The 22,149-nt window shown below is 70.5% G+C and carries 22 protein-coding genes; 11 read left to right on the top strand and 11 right to left on the bottom strand.

Annotated features, from left to right (window positions below; genetic code table 11):
• Nucleotides 1-22: 22 nt before the first annotated feature.
• Entirely contained in the window at nucleotides 23-304 is a 282-nt protein-coding gene (locus tag B1H19_RS32010) for a DUF5955 family protein (RefSeq protein WP_083110003.1), read from the bottom strand.
• A 355-nt stretch (nucleotides 305-659) separates the two neighbouring features.
• Entirely contained in the window at nucleotides 660-2,555 is a 1,896-nt protein-coding gene (locus tag B1H19_RS32005; RefSeq protein ID WP_083108302.1) for a serine/threonine-protein kinase, read from the bottom strand.
• Nucleotides 2,556-2,914: 359 nt separating this feature from the next.
• On the opposite strand from B1H19_RS32005, the gene B1H19_RS32000 reads away from it, so the two are divergent.
• The 5 genes from B1H19_RS32000 (at nucleotide 2,915) to B1H19_RS31980 (ending at nucleotide 7,523) form a co-directional block, all read left to right on the top strand.
• Complete coding sequence (locus B1H19_RS32000; protein WP_083108299.1) at nucleotides 2,915-3,139, top strand: hypothetical protein; 225 nt, start codon at nucleotides 2,915-2,917, stop codon at nucleotides 3,137-3,139.
• A gap of 101 nt (nucleotides 3,140-3,240) precedes the next feature.
• Nucleotides 3,241-3,819, top strand: a complete 579-nt coding sequence (locus tag B1H19_RS31995; protein WP_083108297.1) for a nucleotidyltransferase family protein — start codon at nucleotides 3,241-3,243, stop codon at nucleotides 3,817-3,819.
• 314 nt (nucleotides 3,820-4,133) lie between these two features.
• Nucleotides 4,134-5,762, top strand: a complete 1,629-nt coding sequence (aceB, locus tag B1H19_RS31990) for a malate synthase A (protein ID WP_083108294.1) — start codon at nucleotides 4,134-4,136, stop codon at nucleotides 5,760-5,762.
• Between the two features lie 164 nt (nucleotides 5,763-5,926).
• The gene (locus B1H19_RS31985) at nucleotides 5,927-6,502 is read left to right on the top strand and encodes a TetR/AcrR family transcriptional regulator (protein ID WP_083108292.1); all 576 of its coding nucleotides are present in this window, start codon (nucleotides 5,927-5,929) and stop codon (nucleotides 6,500-6,502) included.
• A 130-nt stretch (nucleotides 6,503-6,632) separates the two neighbouring features.
• Nucleotides 6,633-7,523 (top strand): chitosanase, encoded by an 891-nt coding sequence (locus tag B1H19_RS31980; protein ID WP_083108289.1) that lies wholly within the window; start codon nucleotides 6,633-6,635, stop codon nucleotides 7,521-7,523.
• 136 nt (nucleotides 7,524-7,659) lie between these two features.
• On the opposite strand, the gene B1H19_RS31975 is transcribed toward B1H19_RS31980, so the two are convergent.
• From B1H19_RS31975 to B1H19_RS31940, 8 genes are all read right to left on the bottom strand, one after another.
• Nucleotides 7,660-9,186 (bottom strand): nucleobase:cation symporter-2 family protein, encoded by a 1,527-nt coding sequence (locus B1H19_RS31975; protein WP_083108286.1) that lies wholly within the window; start codon nucleotides 9,184-9,186, stop codon nucleotides 7,660-7,662.
• A gap of 310 nt (nucleotides 9,187-9,496) precedes the next feature.
• Entirely contained in the window at nucleotides 9,497-10,900 is a 1,404-nt protein-coding gene (locus tag B1H19_RS31970) for an 8-oxoguanine deaminase (RefSeq protein WP_083108284.1), read from the bottom strand.
• 51 nt (nucleotides 10,901-10,951) lie between these two features.
• Nucleotides 10,952-12,355, bottom strand: coding sequence for a nucleobase:cation symporter-2 family protein (locus tag B1H19_RS31965; protein ID WP_083108282.1), 1,404 nt, complete (start codon nucleotides 12,353-12,355; stop codon nucleotides 10,952-10,954).
• An 82-nt stretch (nucleotides 12,356-12,437) separates the two neighbouring features.
• The gene (pucL, locus tag B1H19_RS31960) at nucleotides 12,438-13,361 is read right to left on the bottom strand and encodes a factor-independent urate hydroxylase (protein ID WP_083108280.1); all 924 of its coding nucleotides are present in this window, start codon (nucleotides 13,359-13,361) and stop codon (nucleotides 12,438-12,440) included.
• A 7-nt stretch (nucleotides 13,362-13,368) separates the two neighbouring features.
• Complete coding sequence (gene uraH, locus B1H19_RS31955; protein ID WP_030073343.1) at nucleotides 13,369-13,779, bottom strand: hydroxyisourate hydrolase; 411 nt, start codon at nucleotides 13,777-13,779, stop codon at nucleotides 13,369-13,371.
• Nucleotides 13,776-14,297, bottom strand: coding sequence for a 2-oxo-4-hydroxy-4-carboxy-5-ureidoimidazoline decarboxylase (gene uraD / locus B1H19_RS31950; protein ID WP_083108278.1), 522 nt, complete (start codon nucleotides 14,295-14,297; stop codon nucleotides 13,776-13,778). The genes uraH and uraD overlap by 4 nt, the downstream gene beginning before the upstream one ends.
• Before the next feature lie 445 nt (nucleotides 14,298-14,742).
• Nucleotides 14,743-15,141, bottom strand: a complete 399-nt coding sequence (locus B1H19_RS31945) for a helix-turn-helix domain-containing protein (RefSeq protein WP_083108276.1) — start codon at nucleotides 15,139-15,141, stop codon at nucleotides 14,743-14,745.
• Nucleotides 15,138-15,428 carry a TroA family protein gene (locus B1H19_RS31940; RefSeq protein ID WP_083108275.1) on the bottom strand — a complete coding sequence of 97 codons (291 nt, stop codon included), beginning with the start codon at nucleotides 15,426-15,428 and terminating at the stop codon, nucleotides 15,138-15,140. The genes B1H19_RS31945 and B1H19_RS31940 overlap by 4 nt, the downstream gene beginning before the upstream one ends.
• A gap of 136 nt (nucleotides 15,429-15,564) precedes the next feature.
• Here B1H19_RS31940 and B1H19_RS31935 point away from each other — a divergent pair, with 136 nt between their 5' ends.
• The 6 genes from B1H19_RS31935 to B1H19_RS31910 all read left to right on the top strand — a co-directional run bounded on the left by B1H19_RS31935 (nucleotide 15,565) and on the right by B1H19_RS31910 (nucleotide 21,348).
• Complete coding sequence (locus B1H19_RS31935; protein WP_083110002.1) at nucleotides 15,565-16,404, top strand: TIM barrel protein; 840 nt, start codon at nucleotides 15,565-15,567, stop codon at nucleotides 16,402-16,404.
• A 55-nt stretch (nucleotides 16,405-16,459) separates the two neighbouring features.
• Complete coding sequence (locus B1H19_RS31930; RefSeq protein ID WP_083108274.1) at nucleotides 16,460-17,356, top strand: 2-hydroxy-3-oxopropionate reductase; 897 nt, start codon at nucleotides 16,460-16,462, stop codon at nucleotides 17,354-17,356.
• A 226-nt stretch (nucleotides 17,357-17,582) separates the two neighbouring features.
• On the top strand, nucleotides 17,583-19,040 hold the full coding sequence (locus tag B1H19_RS31925; protein WP_083108273.1) for a catalase: 1,458 nt from the start codon (nucleotides 17,583-17,585) through the stop codon (nucleotides 19,038-19,040).
• A 571-nt stretch (nucleotides 19,041-19,611) separates the two neighbouring features.
• Nucleotides 19,612-20,373 carry a hypothetical protein gene (locus B1H19_RS31920; protein WP_083108271.1) on the top strand — a complete coding sequence of 254 codons (762 nt, stop codon included), beginning with the start codon at nucleotides 19,612-19,614 and terminating at the stop codon, nucleotides 20,371-20,373.
• 8 nt (nucleotides 20,374-20,381) lie between these two features.
• A complete protein-coding gene (locus B1H19_RS31915) occupies nucleotides 20,382-20,960 on the top strand; it encodes a GNAT family N-acetyltransferase (RefSeq protein WP_083110001.1) in 579 nt (192 codons plus the stop codon).
• A gap of 7 nt (nucleotides 20,961-20,967) precedes the next feature.
• On the top strand, nucleotides 20,968-21,348 hold the full coding sequence (locus B1H19_RS31910) for an MmcQ/YjbR family DNA-binding protein (RefSeq protein ID WP_083108269.1): 381 nt from the start codon (nucleotides 20,968-20,970) through the stop codon (nucleotides 21,346-21,348).
• Between the two features lie 60 nt (nucleotides 21,349-21,408).
• Here the strand turns inward: B1H19_RS31910 and B1H19_RS31905 are convergent, their stop codons facing one another.
• Complete coding sequence (locus tag B1H19_RS31905) at nucleotides 21,409-22,083, bottom strand: hypothetical protein (protein WP_083108267.1); 675 nt, start codon at nucleotides 22,081-22,083, stop codon at nucleotides 21,409-21,411.
• Nucleotides 22,084-22,149: the final 66 nt, after the last annotated feature.

The raw sequence follows: 22,149 nt of genomic DNA, 5'->3' as shown, positions 1-22,149 counted from the left end.
CACCGGCCTCAGGGCAGTTCCCTCAGGGCAGTTCGCTGAAGCTGTCGATGCCCTCGCGTACCTCGGTCAGCGCGGGCGACAGTGCGCTGACCGAACCGACCGCGCCCGCGATCAGCAGCAGCGAGCGGCGCAGTCGGGGTACTTCGGGTACGCCGTCCCGCACCATGGCGTCGAGCGCGGCCAGTTCGTCGTCGGCGAAGGCCCGGTCCGGTAACTCCCCTGGCAGTACGGCCAGTTGGCGCCGCAGCCGGGCCACCGCGCCGCGCAGCGCCTGGACCCGTACATCGGTCTCTCCCCCGCTCACCTGCCCGGCCACTCCCCCGCGCCCCGACCCCTGCGGCTCCGCTTGCGCCCGCGTCTGCACGTCTTCCACAACGACGGCTGCCTCCAAGGCCGTTGACCGTTTCACAGTGCGCGACAGTTAACGCCACTCTGTGGTGATCGCGCCATACGGAGAGCGAAAAAGACCGATCACGGGGCGGGCGACCGGCGCCCTTCGCCGCCCGCGGCGATGCCGTCGACGAGCGCGCGGACGCGGGACCCAGCGGCCCCGCGCGACGGCCCCGGGCGGCCCCTCAGCCGCCCGTTCGGCCGTCGCACAGACCATCACGCAGTCCGGCCCGCGAAGGCGCCCGGACGCGCCCGGAGCCCCGCCCCGCCTACTGCTGGCCCTCGGGCTCCACCGCATTGCGCCACACCCGCACGGCGACCGTCATATAGCTGCTCACGTCCGACTCGGGCGCCATGCTCTTGAACGTGATCAGCGCGACCGTGCCGTAGTTGGTGGTCAGGCAGATCTGCGCGTCCTTGGTCAGCTTCTTCACGCCGATGCTCTTGGTGAAGCGGGTCTCCGTACGGCAGGTGTCGAGCGTGCCCTTCTCGCCGGGGTTGAGCAGCACCATCTTGCCGCTGGACGTGTCGACCGTGCTGTCCGAGTACTCGTTGTGCGTGAAGGAGAAGTCGTTGCCGGTGTCGCTGTCCTCGCTCTTGGGCGCGACCGGAACGTCGGCCATGGACAGGTGGTAGCCGTCGGGCAGGTCGATCTTCGCGTAGTCGGTGGGCTTCGGGTCCTTCACCACGGAACTGGATCCGCTGCCGCCGGTGGCGCCGGGGCTCGGCGACGTACCGTCCGACGGGGCCGCCGTCGCACCGCCGCTGCCGCTGCCGCTCGGCTGCTTCTTGGCGCCCTTGCTCTCGGTCTGGTGGTGCGCCGCCTTGCCGTTGCCCTTCATGACGTAGTAGACGGCGGCGCCGCCCGCACCGGCGAAGCCCAGCATGCCCACCAACACCAGGGCGGTGACCAGGCCCTTGCGCTTCTTCTTCGGGGCCTGCGGGGGCTGCGGCGTCTGGGGGGAGGGCGAGGACTGCGGAGGCTGTGCAGCCGGCACGGGGGTGGTGGGTGCGGTGGCGGTCGGGCCGGTGCCGGTCGGGCCGGTGGGCACCTGGGTGAGCGGCGCGGTGGCGTTGACGGTCGGCACCTGGGGCGCGGGGCCGTAACCGGGCGGCGGGGTCTGCGGCGGCTGCGGTACGGGCGCCGCCGACGGGGCGGGCGGGTGCGCCGGAGGCCGCGGGGCGGCCGGCGGGGCCGTGGCGGGCTGCGTGGCCGGCGGCTCCACCGGGGGCGGCGGGGCCTGCGCGGGCGCGGGGGCCGCGGTACGGGTGGTGATGTCGGCGGCCACCGCGGTGGGCAGCCAGTCCTCGGGGCGGCGCAGCTGCGTCTGCCCGGAGGCCGCGCCGCACAGGGCGATCACCTCGGCGACGGACGGGCGCTCCGCGGCCTCCTTGGCCAGGCAGCGGGTGACCAACTCGCGCAGTTCGTCGGGGAGTCCGGTCAGGTCCGGCTGCTCGTGGACGATGCGGTAGAGCACCCCGTGGGAGGTGCCCTCGCCGAACGCCGGTGACCCGATGGCCGCGTACGCCGCCACCTGGCCGAGCGCGAAGATGTCGGTGGCGGGGGTGACGGTGCTGCCGGCGGCCTGTTCGGGCGCCATGAAGGTGGGGGTGCCGATGGTGACGCCGCTGCTGGTCAGCGAGGTGGCGTCGGCGGCGCGGGCGATACCGAAGTCGATGACGCGCGGGCCGTCGGCGGCGAGCAGGACGTTGGACGGCTTCAGGTCCCGGTGGACGATGCCCGCGCCGTGGATGACCTGGAGGGCCTCGGCTATCCCGGCGACCAGCAACAGCACGGTGGACACGGGCAGTTTGCCGTGCTCGGCGACGGCCGCGGAAAGCGAGGGGCCGGGCACGTACGCGGTCGCGAGCCAGGGGCTGGCGCCGTCGGCGTCGCTGTCGATGACCGGGGCGGTGAACAGCCCCTGGACGCGCTGCGCCGACTGCACCTCCTGCTTGAAGCGGCGGCGGAATTCGGCGTCCTCGCTGAACTCGGGGCGGATCACCTTGATGGCGACGGGGCGCCCGCCGGGCGTGTAGGAGAGATAGACCTTGCCCATGCCGCCGGAACCGAGCCGTGCCGTCAGGCGGTATCCCGCGATGGACCGCGGGTCGTCGCCCTCGAGCGCCTGGAAGATCCCGGACGAGCCCACACTGTTCACCACTTGGTCCCCCGACTCACAAAAACTGCGCGCGCCGCTTCAGTTCGGCGCCACGATGTCCGCAACGGGGCAGAACCTTATCCGGCCTTTCGGCGCGCTGTGACATCTACGCGGTCCCGGCCGACGCCATGTCCGAAGCGCCGGATTCGCACCCGGATCCGGGCCCGCCCAGGGCCGTCCAGGACCCGCCCACCGTCCGCCGGCCGCGCCCTGCCCAAATCCACCCCTCTCACACATCGGACGTACGTTCGCTCCGCCACCCGTTGGCATGGGCGTAGGGAAAGCGATGCGTATGGCGCGGCACCATGGAGCACTCTCACGTTCAGGGAAATTTCCGGCATATCACTGGATCGGAGACTGTCTTGGAGTCCAACACCGGCCCCGCATCCGGCCCGAACCCGCGCCCCGACAGCGTCGTGCAGCTGATCTGCCGGGCGTACGGGCTCACCGACGCGTCCGAAATCACCGTGGAGCACATACACCGTTACGTCACCGAGCACCGTCTCTCGGACCAGCGGACGCAGCAGCTCCGGGACCGGCTGCGGCCGAAGATCCCGCGCCAGCGGGCGGCCGGCGATGCGGCGTGAGGCCGCCGGTCGAGGCCGCCATGCGATAAGCACTCCTCATGGCATCGACCTCACCCACCTCACCGACCCCTTCTCCCCCGCCGAACCCCCGCCCGCCCCGGGTGGCCGGGCTGCTGCTCGCCGCGGGCGGCGGGCGGCGGCTGGGCGGACGCCCCAAGGCGCTGCTCGCACACCGGGGGCGGCCGCTGGTCGAGCATGCGGCGCGGGTCCTGCGGGACGGCGGCTGCGACCCGGTGCACATCGTGCTGGGCGCGGCCGCCGACGCCGTACGCGAGCGCGCCGACCTCACCGCGTACACCACCTCGGAAAACCCCGACTGGGCCCGGGGCATGGGCACTTCGCTCCGTGCGGGCCTGGCGGCCCTGGCCGGTTCGGGGGCCGATGCGGTGCTGGTGTCCCTGGTGGACCAGCCGGGCATCGGCGCCGAGGCGGTGGCGCGGGTGGTGGCCGCGTACGAGGGCCGCGCCTCACTGGTCTCCGCGGCGTACGAGGGGCGGCGCGGCCACCCCTCCCTGTTCGGCGCCGACCGCTGGGCGGATATCGCGGCGAGCGCGGAGGGCGACCAGGGGGCGCGCGCCTATCTCCGGCAGCACGCCGATGTGATCAAGCTCATCGAATGCTCCGATGTGGCCGAGCCGTACGACATCGACACCCCGGAGGACCTGCGGCGGCTCGAATGACCCGACAGGGGCGCGACCTGCGACGCAGCCGGGGGCGGCGGGGCGCACGGCGGGCCGGAGGCGGCACGTGCCGGTGTCATGGAGCGTGATGGCGATGGCACTGAGAGCCATTTGATCTCCAGTTCTGTCGACCCGGAGAATCTCGACATCAACAAACCATTGAAGTTCCGCGATAAGAAAACTACTCTCCACTGGTCAGAAGCGCCCTGAATCCAGACGGCGCCCGCGACCGTACCCCGGAGCCCGCGGCACCCCGTGCCGCACGGGCGCCCCCGGCGGCCGCCAGGCACCGCCGCTGAATGGAGTGACAGCTCATGTCCGCACCAGCGCCGTCCCCGCTGGCCATCGTCGAAGTCGACCCCGAGCACAGTCCTGCACGGCAGGACGAGGTCCTCACCGACGCCGCACTCGCCTTCGTCGCCGCACTCCACCGGCGGTTCACCCCGCGCCGCGACGAACTCCTCGCGCGCCGCGCCGAACGCCGCGCCGAGATCGCCCGTACCAGCAGCCTGGACTTCCTCCCGGAGACCGCGCACATCCGGGCGGACGACAGCTGGAAGGTGGCCGAGGCGCCCGCCGCGCTCAACGACCGCCGGGTGGAGATCACCGGTCCCACCGACCGCAAGATGACCATCAACGCCCTCAACTCCGGCGCCAAGGTCTGGCTCGCCGACTTCGAGGACGCCTCCGCTCCCACCTGGGAGAACGTCATCGGCGGCCAGATCAACCTGATCGACGCCTACGAGCGCCGCATCGACTTCACGGACCCGGGCTCCGGCAAGTCCTACGCCCTCAAGCCGGCCGACGAGCTCGCGACCGTCGTGATGCGCCCGCGCGGCTGGCATCTGGAGGAGCGCCACCTCCAGTTCGAGGGCCGGGCGGTCCCCGGCGCCCTGGTGGACTTCGGCCTGTACTTCTTCCACAACGCCAAGCGGCTGCTCGACCTCGGCAAGGGCCCGTACTTCTACCTCCCGAAGACCGAATCGCACCTGGAGGCCCGCCTCTGGAACGAGATCTTCGTCTTCGCCCAGGACTACGTCGGCATCCCCCAGGGCACCGTCCGCGCCACGGTCCTGATCGAGACGATCACCGCCGCGTACGAGATGGAGGAGATCCTCTACGAGCTGCGCGACCACGCCTCGGGCCTGAACGCCGGCCGCTGGGACTATCTCTTCTCCATCGTCAAGAACTTCCGTGACGGCGGCGCCAAGTTCGTCCTCCCCGACCGCAACGCGGTCACGATGACGGCCCCCTTCATGCGCGCCTACACCGAACTCCTGGTCCGTACGTGCCACAAGCGCGGCGCGCACGCCATCGGCGGCATGGCGGCCTTCATCCCCAACCGGCGCGACCCCGAGGCCAACGAGAAGGCCCTGGAAAAGGTCAAGAACGACAAGGACCGCGAGGCCGGAGACGGCTTCGACGGCTCCTGGGTCGCCCACCCCGACCTGGTCCCGGTCGCCCGCGCGTCCTTCGACGCCGTCCTCGGCGACAAGCCCCACCAGAAGGACCGCCTGCGCGAGGACGTCTCCGTCGCGCCCGCCGACCTGATCGCCATCGACTCGCTCGATGCCCGGCCCACCTACCAGGGCCTGATCGACGCCGTCCAGGTCGGCACCCGTTACATCGAGGCGTGGCTGCGCGGCCTCGGCGCCGTCGCCATCTTCGGTCTGATGGAGGACGCCGCCACCGCCGAGATCTCCCGCTCGCAGATCTGGCAGTGGGTCGACGCCGGGGTCGTCTTCGAGAACGGCGAGACGGCGACGGCCGATCTGGTCCGCACGGTCGCCGCCGAACAGCTGGCCGCCATCCGCGCCGAGATCGGCGAGGAAGCCTTCACCACCGGCAAGTGGCAGCAGGCCCACGACCTGCTCCTCCGGGTGTCCCTGGACGCCGACTTCGCCGACTTCCTCACCCTCCCGGCCTACGACCTCCTGGTCTGACCCCGGCCACACCCGAAGGGCCCCCACCGGCCGCGATGATGCGGCGGGTGGGGGCCCTTCGGCCTGCCGAGGGTGGTCGGGACGGGCTCCCGGAGGGCTCCCCGGTGGCGCGGTACTGTGTGCCGTTGCGAGGCACTATGGGCGTAGTAAAAGGAGCGGATGGCGTGGCGCGACGGCGGCAGCAGGTACTGGGGGCGGCGGTCGAGGTGCTGGGGGCCGAGGGGCTGCGGGGGCTGACGTATCAGGCCGTGGACAGCGCCGCGCGGGTTCCCACCGGTACCGCGTCCAACTACTTCCGCAATCGCGCGGCGCTCATCGAGGGCATCGTCGACCATCTCCAGGCCCTGGAGCGGCGGGAATGGGAGTCCTTCGCGGCCGGTATCGATCCGGCCGATCCCGGTGAACTTGCCGAGGCGATGGCGGCGTTCGTCCGGTATGCCACGGGGCCCGGCCGGTCGCTGACGGCCGCCCGGTATGCGCTGTTCCTGGAGTCCACGGCCCGGCCCGAGCTGCGCGGGCCCCTGGCGCGGGGGCGGCAGGCGGTGCTCGCCTGGAGCGCCGAATGGGTGGGCCGCTTCGGCTCCGAGGCTCCGGAGCGGCACGGGCGGATGCTACTCGATCACCTCGACGGCGTGGTGCTGCATCAACTCGTCTTCCCTGATGAGGAGTTCGACCCGGTGCCGGATCTCCGGGATCTGCTGGAGGGGTTGTTGGGCGGACGGGCGCAACGGCAAGGCTGAACCGGGGGTCGCCGCCCGGCCGTTGAGCGCGTGACGGGTTCACGCCATGCGTCAAGTCTGGTAGGAAAGCTTCCTAACGATTGGGGACCCCCCACGGACCCCCATGGCTCGCTCCGGACTGGAGGACTCCATGCGCACCCGATCGACAGACCACCGCTCACGCGGCAGCGGCCTGCCCAAGGCCGCCGTCCGTACCGCTCTCGGCCTCGCCCTGCTCGCCGTCCCGGCCACCGCCGTCGCCACCACCGAGGCCCCCGCCGCGCACCACGCTCCCGCCGCGGCCCACCGGGCGGCCCCCGCCGCACGGGCCGCGACCGGCCTCGACGACCCGGCGAAGAAGGAGATCGCCATGCAGCTGGTCTCCAGCGCCGAGAACTCCTCACTGGACTGGAAGGCCCAGTACCGCTACATCGAGGACATCGGCGACGGACGGGGTTACACCGGCGGGATCATCGGCTTCTGCTCCGGTACGCACGACATGCTCGAACTCGTCGAGCTCTACACGAAGCGCAAGCCGGACAACGTCCTGGCGAAGTATCTGCCCGCGCTGCGCAAGGTGGACGGCAGCGACTCGCACGACGGGCTGGACCCCGACTACCCCAAGGACTGGAAGAAGGCCGCCCAGGACCCCGAGTTCCAGAAGGCGCAGAACGACGAGCGCGACCGGGTGTACTTCAACCCCGCGGTCAAGCAGGGCAAGGCCGACGGCATCGGTGTGCTGGGGCAGTTCGCGTACTACGACGCGATCGTGATGCACGGCGACGGTGACGACAGGACGAGCTTCCCCAGCATCCGCAAGCGCGCGCTGGCCCAGGCGAAGCCGCCGGCCCAGGGCGGCGACGAGAAGACGTATCTGAACGCCTTCCTCGACGCGCGGGTGTGGGCGATGAAGCAGGAGGAGGCGCACAGCGACACCAGCCGGGTGGACACCGAGCAGCGGGTGTTCCTCCAGCGGGGCAATCTCGATCTGCACACGCCGCTGGACTGGAAGGTGTACGGGGACGGTTACCACATCGGGTGATCCGGGACGGCGTCCCCGCACATGCTTCAACGGCCCGTAGCGGAGCGGCAGTTGCCGTCTGCTACGGGCCGTTGTCGGCGTCAGGGGCGGGTGGGGGACGTCGGTCGGGCGGCCGGGGTAATCGGCTGTTCATCGGTCAGGGCGTGGGCGCCGAGGCCGGTTCGCCGGAACCGGGGTCCTTGGCGCGGCGGTCGGCCTGTTGGGGAATGGTCGCCTCGGCCTCAGGAGGTGTGGCGGCGTCGAGTCCATCGGCCGCGTCGGCGACGACGTCAGCACCGGCCTGCGCCTCCGCCGTCATCGCGCCCGTATCGGCCTGCGCCCCGTCCCCGCCCTTGCCGAAGTGGTTGAACGCGAGGTTGAGGACGATCGCCACCAGGCAGCCGGTGCTGATGCCGGAGTCCAGGATGACCAGCATGTCCTTGGGCAGGTTGTGGTAGAAGTCCGGCGCCGCGATCGGGATCAGGCCGATGCCGACGGCGGCCGCGACGATCAGGGAGTTCTCGCCCTTCTCCATGGCGGCACCGGCCAGCGTCTGGATGCCGCTGGCGGCCACCGAGCCGAACAGCACGATGCCGGCGCCGCCCAGGACGGGCAGCGGGACGAGGGAGATGATCGAGGCGGCGACCGGGGACAGGCCGAGCACGACGAGGATGACGCCGCCGGTGGCGACGACGAAGCGGCTGCGGACCTTGGTCATCGCGACCAGGCCGATGTTCTGGGCGAAGGCGCTGTTGGCGAAGCCGTTGAAGAGCGGGCTGAGGGCGCTGCCGAGGGTGTCGGCGCGCAGGCCGCCCTCGATGGTGCGCTCGTCCGCCGGGCGGCCGACGATCTTGCCGAGGGCGAGCATGTCCGCCGTCGACTCGGTCATACACACCAGCATCACGATGCACATCGAGATGATCGCGGCGAGGTCGAACTGCGGGGCGCCGAAGTGGAAGGGCGTCGGGAAGCCGACGAGGTTCGCCTTGGCCAGGGCGCCGAAGTCGGTGATGCCCACGGGGATGGCGATCAGGGTGCCGGCGATCAGGCCGAGCAGGATCGCGATCTGCTGGAGGAATCCGCGCAGCACCTTGCGCAGCACCAGCACGATCACGAACGTCAGCGCGGCCATGCCGATGTTGGTCAGGGAACCGTAGTCGGGGGCCCGGTCGTTGCCTCCCTGGGACCAGTTGAAGGCCACGGGCAGGAGGGAGACACCGATCAGGGTGATGACGGTGCCGGTGACGACCGGGGGGAAGAAGCGGACGAGCTTGGAGAAGTAGGGGGCGAGGACGAAGCCGAGCACACCGGCGACCATCACCGCGCCGAAGATGATCGGCAGCGCGTCGTGCGGGCTCTGGGCCTTGCCGATGGCGACCATCGGCGTCACACCGGCGAAGGAGACGCCGTTGACGAAGGGGAGTTTGGCGCCGACCTTCCAGAACCCGAGGGTCTGGAGCAGGGTGGCTATCCCGGCGGTGAAGAGGCTGGCGCCCATCAGGAACGCGGTCTCGGTGGGGCTCAGCCCACAGGCCGGTCCCACGATCATCGGCGGGGCCACCACGCCCGCATACATCGCGGCCACATGCTGTAGGCCGCTGGTGAACATCTTGAAGGGCGGGAGGGTCTGATCGACCGGATGCTTCCGGTCCTCCTCCGACTTCTGCCCGGTGATTGCGGCCACTGCGGGCCTCCTTCGATTTTCTGCGTCGCCGGCGGCCGGCGAGGCGAGGCTGTCACGGAGGTCTTGCCATGTGGTGCGGTGGTGCGAGAAGTCGCGCTGGTGAGCGTGGTGTCGGTGCGGCGCTTGTGGCGCGGGCGGTGACGGACGGTCAACCGCCGGGGTGGGTACCCGGACCCAGGGGTACGAAGGACCACCATGGTGGTGATCCCCGTACCCCCGGGGTCGGGCGCTTGCGGATCCCGCTCGGATCCGCAAGCTCAGCCGGGAGCCGTCCCTCCCGGCCGAGTCTGGGGTGGTGCTTCCGAGGGGATCAGCCCTCGGCGGCGATACGGGCCAGACGCTGGGCCTCGGCGCGGGCGGTGCGCGCGATGGCGTCCTCGTCGACGTTGGTCAGGTGGTCGTCCTCGACGACCGGCTTGCCGTTGACCAGGGAGAGGGTCACGGGGGCCGCCGCGCCGAAGACGAGGGCGGTGACCGGGTCGGCGATGGAGGAGTGGCCCAGGCCGTCGAGCTTCCACAGGACCAGGTCGGCGAGCTTGCCGGCCTCCAGGGAGCCGATCTCGGCCGTACGGCCCAGGACCTGGGCGCCGCCGTAGGTGCCCAGCCGCAGCGCCTTGCGGGCGTTGAGCGCGGCCTCCCGGTGGGCGCCGAGGCGGTTGATCAGGAGCGCGTTGCGCAGTTCGGTGTGGAGTTCGCCGGATTCGTTGGAGGCGGTGCCGTCCACGCCGAGGCCGACCGGGACGCCGGCGGCGAGCATGTCGGGGACGCGGGCGATACCGGCCGCCAGACGGGCGTTGGAGGAGGGGCAGTGCGCCACACCGGTCTTGGTACGGGCGAAGGCGGCGATGTCGGAGTCGTTCATGTGGACGCAGTGCGCCATCCACACGTCCTCACCGAGCCAGCCGGTCGACTCGAAGTAGTCGGTCGGGCCCATGCCGAACAGCTCGTGGCAGAACTTCTCCTCCTCCACGGTCTCCGAGCCGTGGGTGTGCATGCGGACGCCCTTGCGGCGGGCGAGCGCGGCACCCTCGCGCAGCAGCTCGGTGGAGATGGAGAACGGCGAACAGGGCGCGGCGGCGATGTGCACCATCGAGCCGAAGGAGGCGTCGTGGTACGTGTCGATGGCCTCCTCGGTGCCCAGCAGGGCGCCTTCGGTGGTCTCGACGGCGAAGTCCGGGGGCAGGCCGCCGTCCTTCTCGCTGCGGTCCATGGAGCCGCGGGCCAGGGTGATCCGGGCGCCGATCTCGGCGGCCGCGGCCAGTTCGGCGCCGACGAGGTCGCCGGAGCCCTGCGGGAAGACGTAGTGGTGGTCGGAGGCGGTGGTGACGCCGCCCTTGACCATCATGCCGAGCGAGCCCTGGGTGGCGGCGGCGAGCATCTCGGCGTCGATCCGGGCCCAGGTCGGGTAGAGCGCGACCAGCCAGTTGAAGAGGTTGTGGTCGGTGGCCAGGCCCCGGGTGATCCACTGGTAGAAGTGGTGATGGGTGTTGATCAGTCCGGGGGTGACCAGGTGCCCGGTGGCATCGATGCGGCGGACGACGTTCTCCAGGCCCTCGGGGGCCTTGCCCGCGCCGAGCGACTCGATGATGTTGTCCGCGACGACCACGTAGCCGGTGGCGTATTCGGTGTCCTGGGCGTCGACGGTCGCGATGGCAGCGTTCTCGATGACGATGCGCTGCTTCACCGCGCTGTCAGGGGATGCCGATGCAGCCATTTTGCTTCCTACTTTCGCTTTCGGTGACTGGCGGTTGGGCACGGCATGGCCCTAGGGGATTTGAGTTCCGGAGCCGGACGAGGCGGCTGACAGTACCGCTGCCCGTGGGGTGCTCCGGGTGCCGAGATGGTGGAAGAACAGGTTGAGCGCGACCGCGACCAGGGCGCCGGCGCTGATGCCGGAGCCGAGCACGGTCTGTGCCCAGGCGGGGAAGTCGGCGTAGAAGGTCGGCGCGGCGAGCGGGATGATGCCTGCGCCGAGCGACACCGCCACCAGGATGATGTTGGAGCTGTCGTCGAGTCCGGCCTCGGAGAGCGTACGGATACCGCTGACCGCGATCGAGCCGAAGAGGACGATACCCGCGCCGCCGAGCACCGGCATCGGCACCAGGGAGACCACGGCGCCCAGGACGGGGAAGGCGCCGAGGACCAGGAGCGCGGCGCCGGCGAGGGCGACGACGTACCGGCTGCGGACTCGGGTCAGGGACACCACGCCGACATTCTGTGCGAAGGCGCTGGTCGGGAAGCCGCCGAACACAGGGCCCAAAAGGGTGGCGATGCCGTCGGTGCGCAGTCCGCGGGTGAGGGTGGCGGCGGTGGTGGGCCGCTCGCAGATCTCGCCGAGGGCCAGCATGCCGGCCGAGGACTCCGTCATCAGCACCAGCATCACGATGCACAGCGAGAGGATCGCGGCCGGCTGGAACTCCGGCGGTCCGAAGGCGAACGGCGCGGGCAGTGCGGCGAGGGGGGCCGAGCGCAGCGCGTCGAAGCTCGCCATCCCGAAGGGGATCGCGGCCAGCGTGCCGGCGACCAGACCGATCAGCAGCGCGATCTGCTTGACGAAGCCCTGGGTGAAGCGCTGGATGAGCAGGATGACGACGAGGGTGAAGGCGGCGAGCGCCAGGTTGCTCATGGCGCCGAAGTCGGCGGCGTGCTTGTCGCCGCCCTGGGCCCAGCCGACCGGTACGGGCATCAGGGTGACCCCGATGAGGGTGATCACCACGCCGGTGACCAGCGGCGGGAAGAAGCGCAGCAGTTTCCCGAAGAACGGGCCGACCGCGAGGCAGAAGACCCCGGCGACCATCACCGCCCCGTAGATCGCGGGGAGTTGGTGGCCTTTGGCGGTGGTCTCGGCGATGGCCAGCATCGGGGTGATGCCGGCGGAGCTGGCCGCGTTGACGAACGGCAGGCGGTTGCCGGCGAATCGGCGAATGCCGAGTGTCTGGAGGAGCGTGGCGAGCCCGGCGATCAGCAGGCTCGCGGCGATCAGCCGGGTGCGGCCGGCGGTGTCCAGGCCGACGGCCTGGCCGATGATGAGCGGAGGGGTGACGACACCGGCGTACATGGCAGCGATGTGCTGGAGTGCGGCAGGGACGAGCCGCTTGGCCGCCGGCTTTTCGTCCACCGGGTGCACCGGTGGACAGGGGTGGTGCGGGGCTTGCTCTTGCTGTGCCATGGGTCGTTCCCCTCGGGTTTCGCGGCCCCTCCCCGCTGCGGGGTGGGGAGGGGCCGCGAGGCACGGCGTTGTGTCTGAGCCGTCAGAGGTTCGACAGATCCACCGGGATCAGGGCTTCGACACCGTCGCGCAGAACAGTGGCTTCGATCAGGCCGTACGGGCGATCCGCCGCGTAGTAGACCTCGTTGTCGTTCTTGAGCCCGAACGGCTCCAGGTCCACCAGGAAGTGGTGCTTGTTCGGGAGGGAGAACCGCACCTCGTCGATCTCGGAGCGGTTGTTGATGATGCGCGACCCCATCTGGTACAGGGTCTGCTGGAGCGACAGGCTGTAGGTCTCCGCGAAGGCGTGCAGCATGTGCTTCTTGACCTGCTCGTACGAACGCTCCCAGTTGGGCATCCGCTGCTCGTCGTCGGTCCAGTTGAACCGCCAGCGGCCGGATACCTCGGTGGCGAGGATGCGGTCGTACGCCTCCTTCAGCGTCGTGTACTTGTCCTTGATGTAGCCCCAGAACTCCGAGTTGGTGGAGTTCATCACCACCAGGTCCTTGAGACCGGAGATGACCTGCCACGCCTCACCGTCGTAGGTGATCTCGGTCAGGCGGGTCTCCTGGCCCTTGCGGACGAAGGAGTGCTTGACGTCGTCCGACCCGATGAAGCGGGAGTTGGCGTCGGAGGTCTCGATCCGCTCCCAGGCGTATTCCTCGATGCGGATACGGGCCCGCTTGATCGGCTCCTGGCTGGTGACGAAGTGCCGGGCCAGGTGGATGCCGAACTGCTCGGCCGACTCGATCCCGTACTCCTTGGCGAAGGCGTACACGGTGTTCTTGGTCGTGTCGGTCGGCAGGCAGTGGGCGTTGGAGCCGGAGAGGTGGACCTCTTCCAGGTCGCCGGAGAGCGCGACCGAGACGTTGAGGTCCTTGATGTGGTGCGTGTCCCCGTCGCGGGTGATCCGCACGACGCGGTTTTCCGCTTTGCCGTACTGGTTCTGGCCGAGAATCGTGGGCATGTCGGTGCTAGCTCCCTCGGTATACGGAGTAGCCGAACGGGTTGAGCAGCAGCGGTACGTGGTAGTGCTCGCCCGGCTTGACGGCAAAGGTGATTGCCACCTCCGGGAAGAAGGCTCCGCTGTCCCTTACGCGGGGGGCGTCCTGCTGTTCCTCGGCTTGCTGTGGTTGACCGTGCTCTGTGGCGAAGTAGTCCTCGACCTCGAAGTCGAGGCGTACATGGGTGGTGCCGTCCGGCAGGGGCGGCAGGTCCTTGCAGCGCCCGTCGGCGTCGGTCTTGCCGGCTCCGTGGGCGGTCCAGGCACCTTCGCGTCCGGCGCGCACCGAGAGCGTGAGAGCGACGCCCTCGGCGGGCCGGCCCACGCTGGTGTCCAGGATGTGCGTGGACACCGACGTCGGTGCAGCCGTCTCGCTGCTCATGCTGCGTCTCCTTCTGCGCGTTCGGTCAGACGGGTCAGGCGGATCCGGTTGATCTTGCCGAGTTCCCCCCGCACGATCTCCCGTTCCTGTTCCGGCGCGTTGTCGATCCGGTTACGGACGGCATCACGCATCTGCTCACCGGTGCGGCCGGTGGCGCAGATCAGGAAGACGTGCCCGAACTTCTCCTGGTAGGCCAGGTTGAGCTCGAGCATCTCCGCCTTGAGGTCGTCGGAGGCGCCCGCCATCCCGCTCTGCTCGCGGGAGGAGGTCGGATCGCCCGGCTTGGGCCGGCCGATGGGCGGGTGCCCGGCCATCGCCTCGGCCAGATCCCCGGCGGTCAGCTCGGCCATGGCGGCGTCACTGGCGTCGAGGAGGGCGTCGGTGGTGGCGAAGGGACGCCGGGCGAGGATCTTGCTCCCCCATGCCCGGCTGGCACACACCTCGTGCAGTGCGGCCGAGGCCGCATCGTCGTCGGCGTCGTTGAGCCGGGAAAGACCCGGGGTCGAACTCGAAGACACGGGAAGCCTCCGTGGCCTGGTGCTGGACAGCTCTGCTTGGCTGGAAACAGCTAAGACCTCCAGCAACATCTCGTCAACACTTTGTTGAAAACTCGGCGACACAAAAGCCGCCACCCGGGGAGCCCGAACGGCGACTCGGGGCCTCATACGCGGCCCGGTAGAGGCCCGCGCGCCCGGTTCACCCCACTCGGTGCCCTCAGGGACATTCTCCCGAAATATCGGGTCTGTTCTGAGTCGAGTGCGGAGCTGACCCGGGTCCATGTAGTCGTTCGGTGACGGGATGCGCGCAATGGGCATCGGCGCCGTCAATCCCAGCGAGGCGGAGGAAGGCGCCTGCGAAAGCCGCTCGCAGCACGGACCGGCGTGCACGGAGCTTCATCTCGCGTAGCGCCGACGTGCGGGAAAAGGCGGGACGGCCGGCCTCCGCACGAGGCCGGCCGTCCGGCTACACGCCTTCTGCCTGCGAGTTTGCGCTCTTGGACGCGTTTTCGCGGTTCAGGTAGTTGTACACGGTGAAGCGGCTGACGCCGAGCGCGCCCGCGACCGTCTCCACCCCGTGCCGTACGGAGAAGGCGCCGCGCGCCTCCAGGATCCGTACCACCGACTGTTTGGTCTTGCGGTCCAGCTCGGCCAGCGGCATGCCGTGGCGGCGCTGGAGCTCGGCGAGGATGTGGTCGAGCGAATCGGACAGATGCGGCAGCCGTACGGCCACCCGGTCCTGCCCTTCCCAGGTCAGGACGACGTCGTCGCCCTGGGCCAGGTCCGGCGCGACCATCTCTCCGCCCATCGCGTCCACCAGCGGCTTGACCGCCTGGACGAACGGGTGGTCGGCGGGTTCGGTCACGTCGCATCCCCCTTGTCCGGCTCGGCGTCCTTCGCGTCCGGCCCGGCGTCCGCGATCACATTGACCTGGAGGGAGACCCGGGTCGCGCCCGCCTCCAGGGATTCGCGCAGCAGGGCGGTGACCGCGCCCAGCACCCGGTCGGCGTCGCCCTCGGCCGTGTTGCCGAACGGGCCGACGTCCACCGCGTCCAGCGCGGCACCGGTGACGATCTCGCGCGCCACCACCGCATGGGGCGGCGCCTCGTCCAGGTCGAACGGCTCCGTCGTGAACTCCACTCTCAATCGCACGCCGCTCAACCTACGCGCGCAGCGCCCCGCCCACCAGAAATTGCCCCGGACCCCCCTTGACAGCGTCCGAGCCGGACAGGCAGGGTTCCATCACGCAGAAAAGAAGTTCCATCATTCGGAAGGGATGCCGACCCTCATGGGTTTCCCGGACACGCGCTTCAACGTCAATCTGTCGATCCTGTTCACCGAGCTTCCGTTGCTGGAGCGGCCGGCGGCCGCGCGGGCGGCGGGCTTCACGGCGGTGGAGCTGTGGTGGCCGTGGGTGGACGCCCCGGTCCCCGAGCAGGCGGAGCTGGACGCGCTGCGCGACGCCCTCGACGACGCCGGCACCCGCCTGGTGGGCCTGAACTTCTACGCCGGACAGCTGCCCGGCCCGGACCGCGGCGCCCTGTCGATCCCGGGCGAGGAGTCGGAGAAGTTCCGCGCGAACGTGCCCGTCGCGATCGAGTTCGCCACGTCGCTGGGGTGCACCACGTTCAACGCCCTGTACGGCAACCGCGTCGAGGGCGTCGCACCGGAGGAGCAGGACCGGCTCGCGCTGGAGAACCTGGCCTTCGCGGCCCGTGCGGTGGCCGAGGTCGACGGCACGCTGATCATCGAGGCGCTCAACGCCCCGGAGTCGCCGAAGTGCCCGATCGTCTCCGCCCCGAAGGCGATCGAGGTGGTCGACGCGGTGAACGCGGCGACCGGCCTGGACAACGCCCGCTTCCTGATGGACCTGTACCACCTGTCGATGAACGGCGAGGACCTCGATGAGGTCATCGACCGCTACACCGACAAGACGGCGCACGTCCAGATCGCGGACAACCCCGGCCGCGGCGCCCCCGGCACCGGCGAGCTGGACTTCGACGCCCTGCTCGACCGCCTGAAGAAGGCCGGCTACGACGGCTGGATCGGCCTGGAGTACAAGCCGGGCGAGGCCCCGAGCGCTTCGTCGTTCGCCTGGCTGCCCGCCCCGCTGCGCGCCGCCCCGTAAACCGGGTCCGCCGCTCGCTGTCCCCTGTTTTTTGCGTGTGAAAGAGGTTATTTCGATGAGCAATCTGCCCAAGATCGCGTGGATCGGCCTGGGCATCATGGGCTCCCCCATGGCCGAGAACCTGATCAAGGCCGGTTACGCGGTCACCGGCTACACCCTTGAGGCCGACAAGCTGGAGCGCCTGGCCAACAACGGTGGCACGGCGGCCGGTTCGATCGCCGAGGCCGTCGCCGACGCCGACGTCGTGATCACCATGGTCCCGGCCTCCCCGCACGTCGAGGCCATCGCCTACGGCCCCGACGGCATCCTGGACAACGCCAAGACCGGCGCCCTGCTGATCGACATGTCCTCGATCACCCCGCAGACCTCCATCGACCTGGCCAAGGCCGCCGGCGCCAAGGGCATCCGCGTCCTGGACGCCCCCGTCTCCGGCGGCGAGGCCGGCGCCATCGAGGCCGTCCTGTCGATCATGGTCGGCGGCGAGCAGGCCGACTTCGACGCCGCCCGCCCCCTCCTGGAGGCCCTGGGCAAGACCATCGTGCTGTGCGGCCCGCACGGCTCCGGCCAGACCGTCAAGGCCGCCAACCAGCTCATCGTCGCCGTCAACATCCAGGCCTGCGCCGAAGCCGTCGTCTTCCTGGAGAAGTCCGGCGTCGACCTCGCCGCCGCCCTCGACGTCCTGAACGGCGGCCTTGCCGGCTCCACCGTCCTTGCCCGCAAGAAGGACAACTTCAAGAACCGCGACTTCAAGCCCGGCTTCCGCATCGACCTGCACCACAAGGACATGGGCATCGTCACCGACGCCGCCCGCACCGTCGGCGCCGCCCTGCCCGTCGGCGCGGTCGTCGCCAACCTGGTCGCCTCCCTGCGCGCCCAGGGCGACGGCGGCCTCGACCACTCCGCCCTCCTCCGCGGCGTCGAACGCCTCTCCGGCCACACCATCGAAGGCTGATAGGCGAGGGGGCCTTCCTTTCCAAGGTCCCCACCCCCGAGTTTCCGGGCGGCGGCCGCGCCGACACCTGTCCTGTCGCGCCCAGGCGCGGCCGTCGCCCGGAACACCCACCCCGAGCCTCCCGGCTCCCCCGCTTTGTTTCAACAAACTGTTGACGTTTGGTCGGAGCAGTTCTTACGCTCCGACATGCGGAAGCCAATTCCGCGCTCTCGTACGGAAGGTCACCATGTCGAAGCCCACGCTGACGACCGAGTCCGGCGCCCCGGTCGCCGACAACCAGAACTCCGCCACCGCCGGCGTCGGCGGCCCGATCATCCTCCAGGACCAGCACCTGCTGGAGAAGCTCGCGCGGTTCAACCGTGAGCGCATCCCGGAGCGCGTCGTGCACGCCCGGGGCTCCGGCGCGTACGGCTACTTCGAGGTGACCGACGACGTCACGGCCTACACCCGCGCCGACTTCCTGAACACCGTCGGCAAGCGCACGGAGACGTTCCTGCGCTTCTCGACCGTCGCCGACAACCTGGGCGGCCCGGACGCGGCCCGCGACCCGCGCGGCTTCGCCCTGAAGTTCTACACCGAAGAGGGCAACTACGACCTCGTCGGCAACAACACCCCGGTGTTCTTCATCAAGGACCCGATCAAGTTCCCCGACTTCATCCACTCGCAGAAGCGCGACCCGTTCACCGGCAAGCAGGAGCCGGACAACGTCTGGGACTTCTGGGCGCACGCCCCCGAGGCCACCCACCAGATCACCTGGCTCATGGGCGACCGCGGCATCCCGGCCTCCTACCGCCACATGAACGGCTACGGCTCGCACACCTACCAGTGGACGAACGCCGAGGGCGAAGCCTTCTTCGTCAAGTACCACTTCAAGACGAACCAGGGCATCCGCTGCCTGAGCAGCGAGCAGGGCGCCGAGCTGTCGGGCAAGGACCCCAACTCGCACCAGACCGACCTGCTCCAGTCCATCGAGCGGGGCGTGTACCCCTCCTGGACGCTGTACGTGCAGATCATGCCGGCGGCCGAGGCGGCGAACTACCGCTTCAACCCGTTCGACCTGACCAAGGTGTGGCCGCACGCCGACTACCCGCTCCAGCGGGTCGGCCGCCTCGTGCTGGACCGCAACCCCGACAACGTCTTCGCCGAGGTCGAGCAGTCCGCCTTCTCGCCGAACAACTTCGTGCCCGGCATCGGCCCGTCCCCGGACAAGATGCTCCAGGGCCGGCTGTTCGCCTACGCCGACGCGCACCGCTACCGCCTGGGCGTCAACCACACCCAGCTGCCGGTGAACGCCCCCAAGGCGACCCGTGCCAACAACTACGGCCGGGACGGCCTGATGGCCACCAACGGCTACGACCGGCACGCCAAGAACTACGAGCCGAACTCCTACGACGGCCCGGCGCAGACCAACGAGGCGCTCTCCGCCCCGCTGGCGATCTCCGGCTACACGGGCACCCACGAGGCCCCGGCGCACACCAAGGACGACGACTTCTTCCAGGCCGGTGAGCTCTACCGCCTGATGTCCGAGGACGAGAAGAAGCGTCTGGTGGAGAACATCGCCGGCGGCCTGTCCCAGGTCGGCCGCGACGATGTGATCGAGAAGAACCTCGCCCACTTCCACGCCGCCGACCAGGACTACGGCAAGCGCGTCGAGGCGCGCGTCCGCGAGCTGCGCGAGGACTGACGGGAGGTCAGTTTCCTTGCGCAACCGTACCGGTCGGCCCGTTGAGGGGTGGTCGGCCGGTACGGGCAGGCAGTGCGGCGCTCCGCGGCGCCGGGGAGACAACCAGTGCGGTGGCAGTGCTCGCCCGATAGGGATGGGCGAGCCGCTCCCCCGCCGCGGAGCCCGCCTCCTGCCTCGGGCCCACAGCTCGTCCTGTGGGCCCCCGACTCCGTCCGGTGGTGCGATGTCCCGTCGCGCCCATCTCTCGTATCACCGGGCGGGAACCACCCGCGAGGGGCCCGGAATTCCGTACGGTCACGGATTTCCGGGCCCTTCGCGCGTTCTCGCATCTCACCGGTTCTCGCCCGGCGTGCGTCGCTCCTGATCGATTCCGACCCAGGGCCGGTTTTGGAGAGACGGCGACTCCGCTCCCCTCTCGAGGAGGGGGCTTCCAACCCGAGGGTTGCGGTCCAGCCCGAACCGGCCCCTTACAGGGCATCAGGAAAATACCACAAGCCAGGGTCATCGCTGGGAGACTGAGGGGAGCCAGGGCAGCGCCGTCCCGCTGCCGTCCGACCTGCCAGGAGCACATATGGCCGACAGCGTGCCGGTGCGGTGCCCTACGTACCGCCGCGAGAACGCCTTCACCCCGCCCACCTTCCCGTGCGCCTGCGGCGCGCCGCTGACCCTGCCCGTGCTGCGCGGCGGGATCCCCGTCGAGATACTCCACCGCACCTGGCAGAGCTCGTGGGTGGAGGTGCGCTGCGAGGTGTGCGGACGGCAGGACCAGTGGCCGGCGCCGGAGACCGGCTGCGCCTGCGGCACGGTCGTGCGGATCCCGGTGGCGCCCGCGCCCACCCCGTCGCCGGCCGATCCTCCCCCAGCCTCCGGCCGGGGGTACCCCCAGCCCGGCGTACCCGCCGCCCGCCCGCCGGCCGGCCCCGGCCCGCGCCCCGCCGTGCAGCGGCCCGTTTTCCGCCCCGTCACCATCCGTACGGCCCGGGACTGTGTGACCGCCGCCGCGCAGTATCTGAAGTGGCTGGGTTTCACGGATGTCATCCGCACACAGGAGCGCACCGCCTCGGGCGTGGATCTGCGGGGCGGCGGGGTGGTGGCCCAGATCGACCCGACCACCCGGTCCACCAGGCTGCGCGATATCGAATGCCTGTGGCTCAACGGCCTGACCGACGCGGCGATCCCGGTCTTCTTCTCGCTGGCCGGTTACGCCCGCGACGCCCGTGCCCGCGCCGATGAACTCCACCTGCCGCTGTTCGTGATGGACCTGACCGGCACCCCGCAGCCCGTCAACGACCCCGCCGACGAGCTGATCAAGTACGGAGCGACGGGGCGGTGAGCGGCCGGGTGGTGATCCGCACCCCGGACGCGTCCGACCTGGCCGCGTTGCAGGAGATCGAACGGGCCGCGGGCGAGGCCTTCCGCGGGCTCGGCATGGCGTCGATCGCGGACGACGATCCGCCGAGCGTCGACGAACTGCTGCGCTACCGGGCGGCGCGGCGGCTGCTGGCGGCGTACGGGGAATCGGGGCGGGGTGGGCGGGGGAAGGCTGCGCCGGGTGGGCGGGGGAAGGCCGGGCCGGGCGGGCCGCCGGTCGGCTATCTGTTCTGGGAGCCCGTCGACGGCTGTGTCCACATCGAGCAGGTGTCCGTCCATCCGGACCATGCCCGGCGGGGCATCGGGCGGGCGCTGATCGACCGGGCCGAGGGCGAGGGGCGGGGCGCGGCGGCGCTGACCCTGACGACGTTCGCCGAGGTGCCGTGGAACGCCCCGTACTACACGCGGCTCGGGTTCCGGGTGCTCGACGACGGCGAACTCACCCCGGGGCTGCGGGAGATCCGTGCCGAGGAGGCGCGGCGGGGGCTGGACCGCTGGCCGCGGGTGGGGATGCGGCGGCCGCGCGCCGCCCGTGCGGACGGGCGATAATGCGGGGATGATCGACGCGAAGACGCTGCGGGCCGTCTGTCTGGGCTTCAATGGCGCCACCGAGGAATTCCCGTTTCCGCGGCACCCGGACGTGTCGACCTTCAAGGTCGGCGGCAAGATCTTCGCGCTGACGACGCTGACGGCCGCCCCGCTCACGGTGAGCCTCAAATGCGACCCGGAGCTGGCGGAACGGCTGCGTGCCGAGTATCCCGAGGTGGTGCCGGGCTATCACCTCAACAAGCGGCACTGGAACACCGTTTCGCTGGTCGGCGGCCTCCCCGACCGGCTGGTCCGCGACATGATCGAGGACTCCTACGATCTGATCGTGGCCTCCCTGCCGCGCGCCCAGCAGCTGCTTCTGGACTGGCCGGGGGTGCGCGAACACTGAGGGCCCCCCGGTGCACCGGACGGTGCGCCGAAGGGCCCACGGTGCCGGGCGGTAACCGCCCTACAGCACGCCGCCCCGCGCGGTGGCGGGGGCGAGGGTGTTGAGCGTGCCGTCCACGCTGCCGTTGCCGGCGTACTCGGCGGTGTAGCCGCCCAGCAGGGTCGTGGCGGGGTTCACCGGACGCTTCGCGTCACACGCGGCCCGGCCGGCGGTGTCCGTTTTGGCCACGCACAGCACGTTGCCCGCGCTGTCCTTGAACGTGAGGGTGGCGTTCCAGATGGCGTCCTGGGGGCCGTTGTCGCGGTCCCGGACCAGGGTGGCGTTCAGATGGCCGAGCCGGGCCTGGAGCGGCGAGAGCCGGGTGAGTTCGGCGCGGCCCGCGGTCAGCTTGGTGCCCATTTCGGGCACCTTACGGGCCGGGCCGCACAGACCGCGCGTCCAGTCGAAGTAGGCACCGGGGGCGCAGTTCACATGCTCCTTCGGGGCCGCCGCACCTCGGGTGGACGGGTGGCAGCGGTAGAAGGCGGCGGCGTCGTCGGCGTCGATCGCCAGCCGGTCGCCGGGCCGGTGGGGGTCGACCTGGTGGCCGGGACCGCTCGGGCAGCCCGCGGTGTAGACCTCGGTGTTGTAGCCGCCGTACTGGTCGGGGCCGACGGCGGAGGCGGGGGCGGCGAAGGCCCCCAGGGAAGCAACCACGGCAGCCGCTGCGGTCGCCCAACGAGCAATACGCGTCATGGAGTTCCGTTCTCTTCGTGGGGGTGGGGAAAGGGGGCAGCAACGGCGCGATACGGCCGAGCCCTT

Origin of the sequence: Streptomyces gilvosporeus, assembly GCF_002082195.1 — a bacterium.
GTDB classification, from domain to species: domain Bacteria; phylum Actinomycetota; class Actinomycetes; order Streptomycetales; family Streptomycetaceae; genus Streptomyces; species Streptomyces gilvosporeus.
This window is presented reverse-complemented; position numbering and strand designations above follow the sequence as displayed.

Excerpts from the sequence above, each read along its gene's own strand:
- B1H19_RS31935 (WP_083110002.1), top strand. The coding sequence starts at position 15,565 with ATGGGTTTCCCGGACACGCGCTTCAACGTCAATCTGTCGATCCTGTTC.
- B1H19_RS31925 (WP_083108273.1), top strand. The coding sequence starts at position 17,583 with ATGTCGAAGCCCACGCTGACGACCGAGTCCGGCGCCCCGGTCGCCGAC.
- uraH (WP_030073343.1), bottom strand. The coding sequence starts at position 13,779 with ATGAGCAGCGAGACGGCTGCACCGACGTCGGTGTCCACGCACATCCTG.
- B1H19_RS31970 (WP_083108284.1), bottom strand. The coding sequence starts at position 10,900 with ATGGCTGCATCGGCATCCCCTGACAGCGCGGTGAAGCAGCGCATCGTC.
- aceB (WP_083108294.1), top strand. The coding sequence starts at position 4,134 with ATGTCCGCACCAGCGCCGTCCCCGCTGGCCATCGTCGAAGTCGACCCC.
- B1H19_RS31980 (WP_083108289.1), top strand. The coding sequence starts at position 6,633 with ATGCGCACCCGATCGACAGACCACCGCTCACGCGGCAGCGGCCTGCCC.
- pucL (WP_083108280.1), bottom strand. The coding sequence starts at position 13,361 with ATGCCCACGATTCTCGGCCAGAACCAGTACGGCAAAGCGGAAAACCGC.
- B1H19_RS31910 (WP_083108269.1), top strand. The coding sequence starts at position 20,968 with ATGATCGACGCGAAGACGCTGCGGGCCGTCTGTCTGGGCTTCAATGGC.
- B1H19_RS31930 (WP_083108274.1), top strand. The coding sequence starts at position 16,460 with ATGAGCAATCTGCCCAAGATCGCGTGGATCGGCCTGGGCATCATGGGC.
- B1H19_RS31920 (WP_083108271.1), top strand. The coding sequence starts at position 19,612 with ATGGCCGACAGCGTGCCGGTGCGGTGCCCTACGTACCGCCGCGAGAAC.
- B1H19_RS31965 (WP_083108282.1), bottom strand. The coding sequence starts at position 12,355 with ATGGCACAGCAAGAGCAAGCCCCGCACCACCCCTGTCCACCGGTGCAC.
- B1H19_RS31905 (WP_083108267.1), bottom strand. The coding sequence starts at position 22,083 with ATGACGCGTATTGCTCGTTGGGCGACCGCAGCGGCTGCCGTGGTTGCT.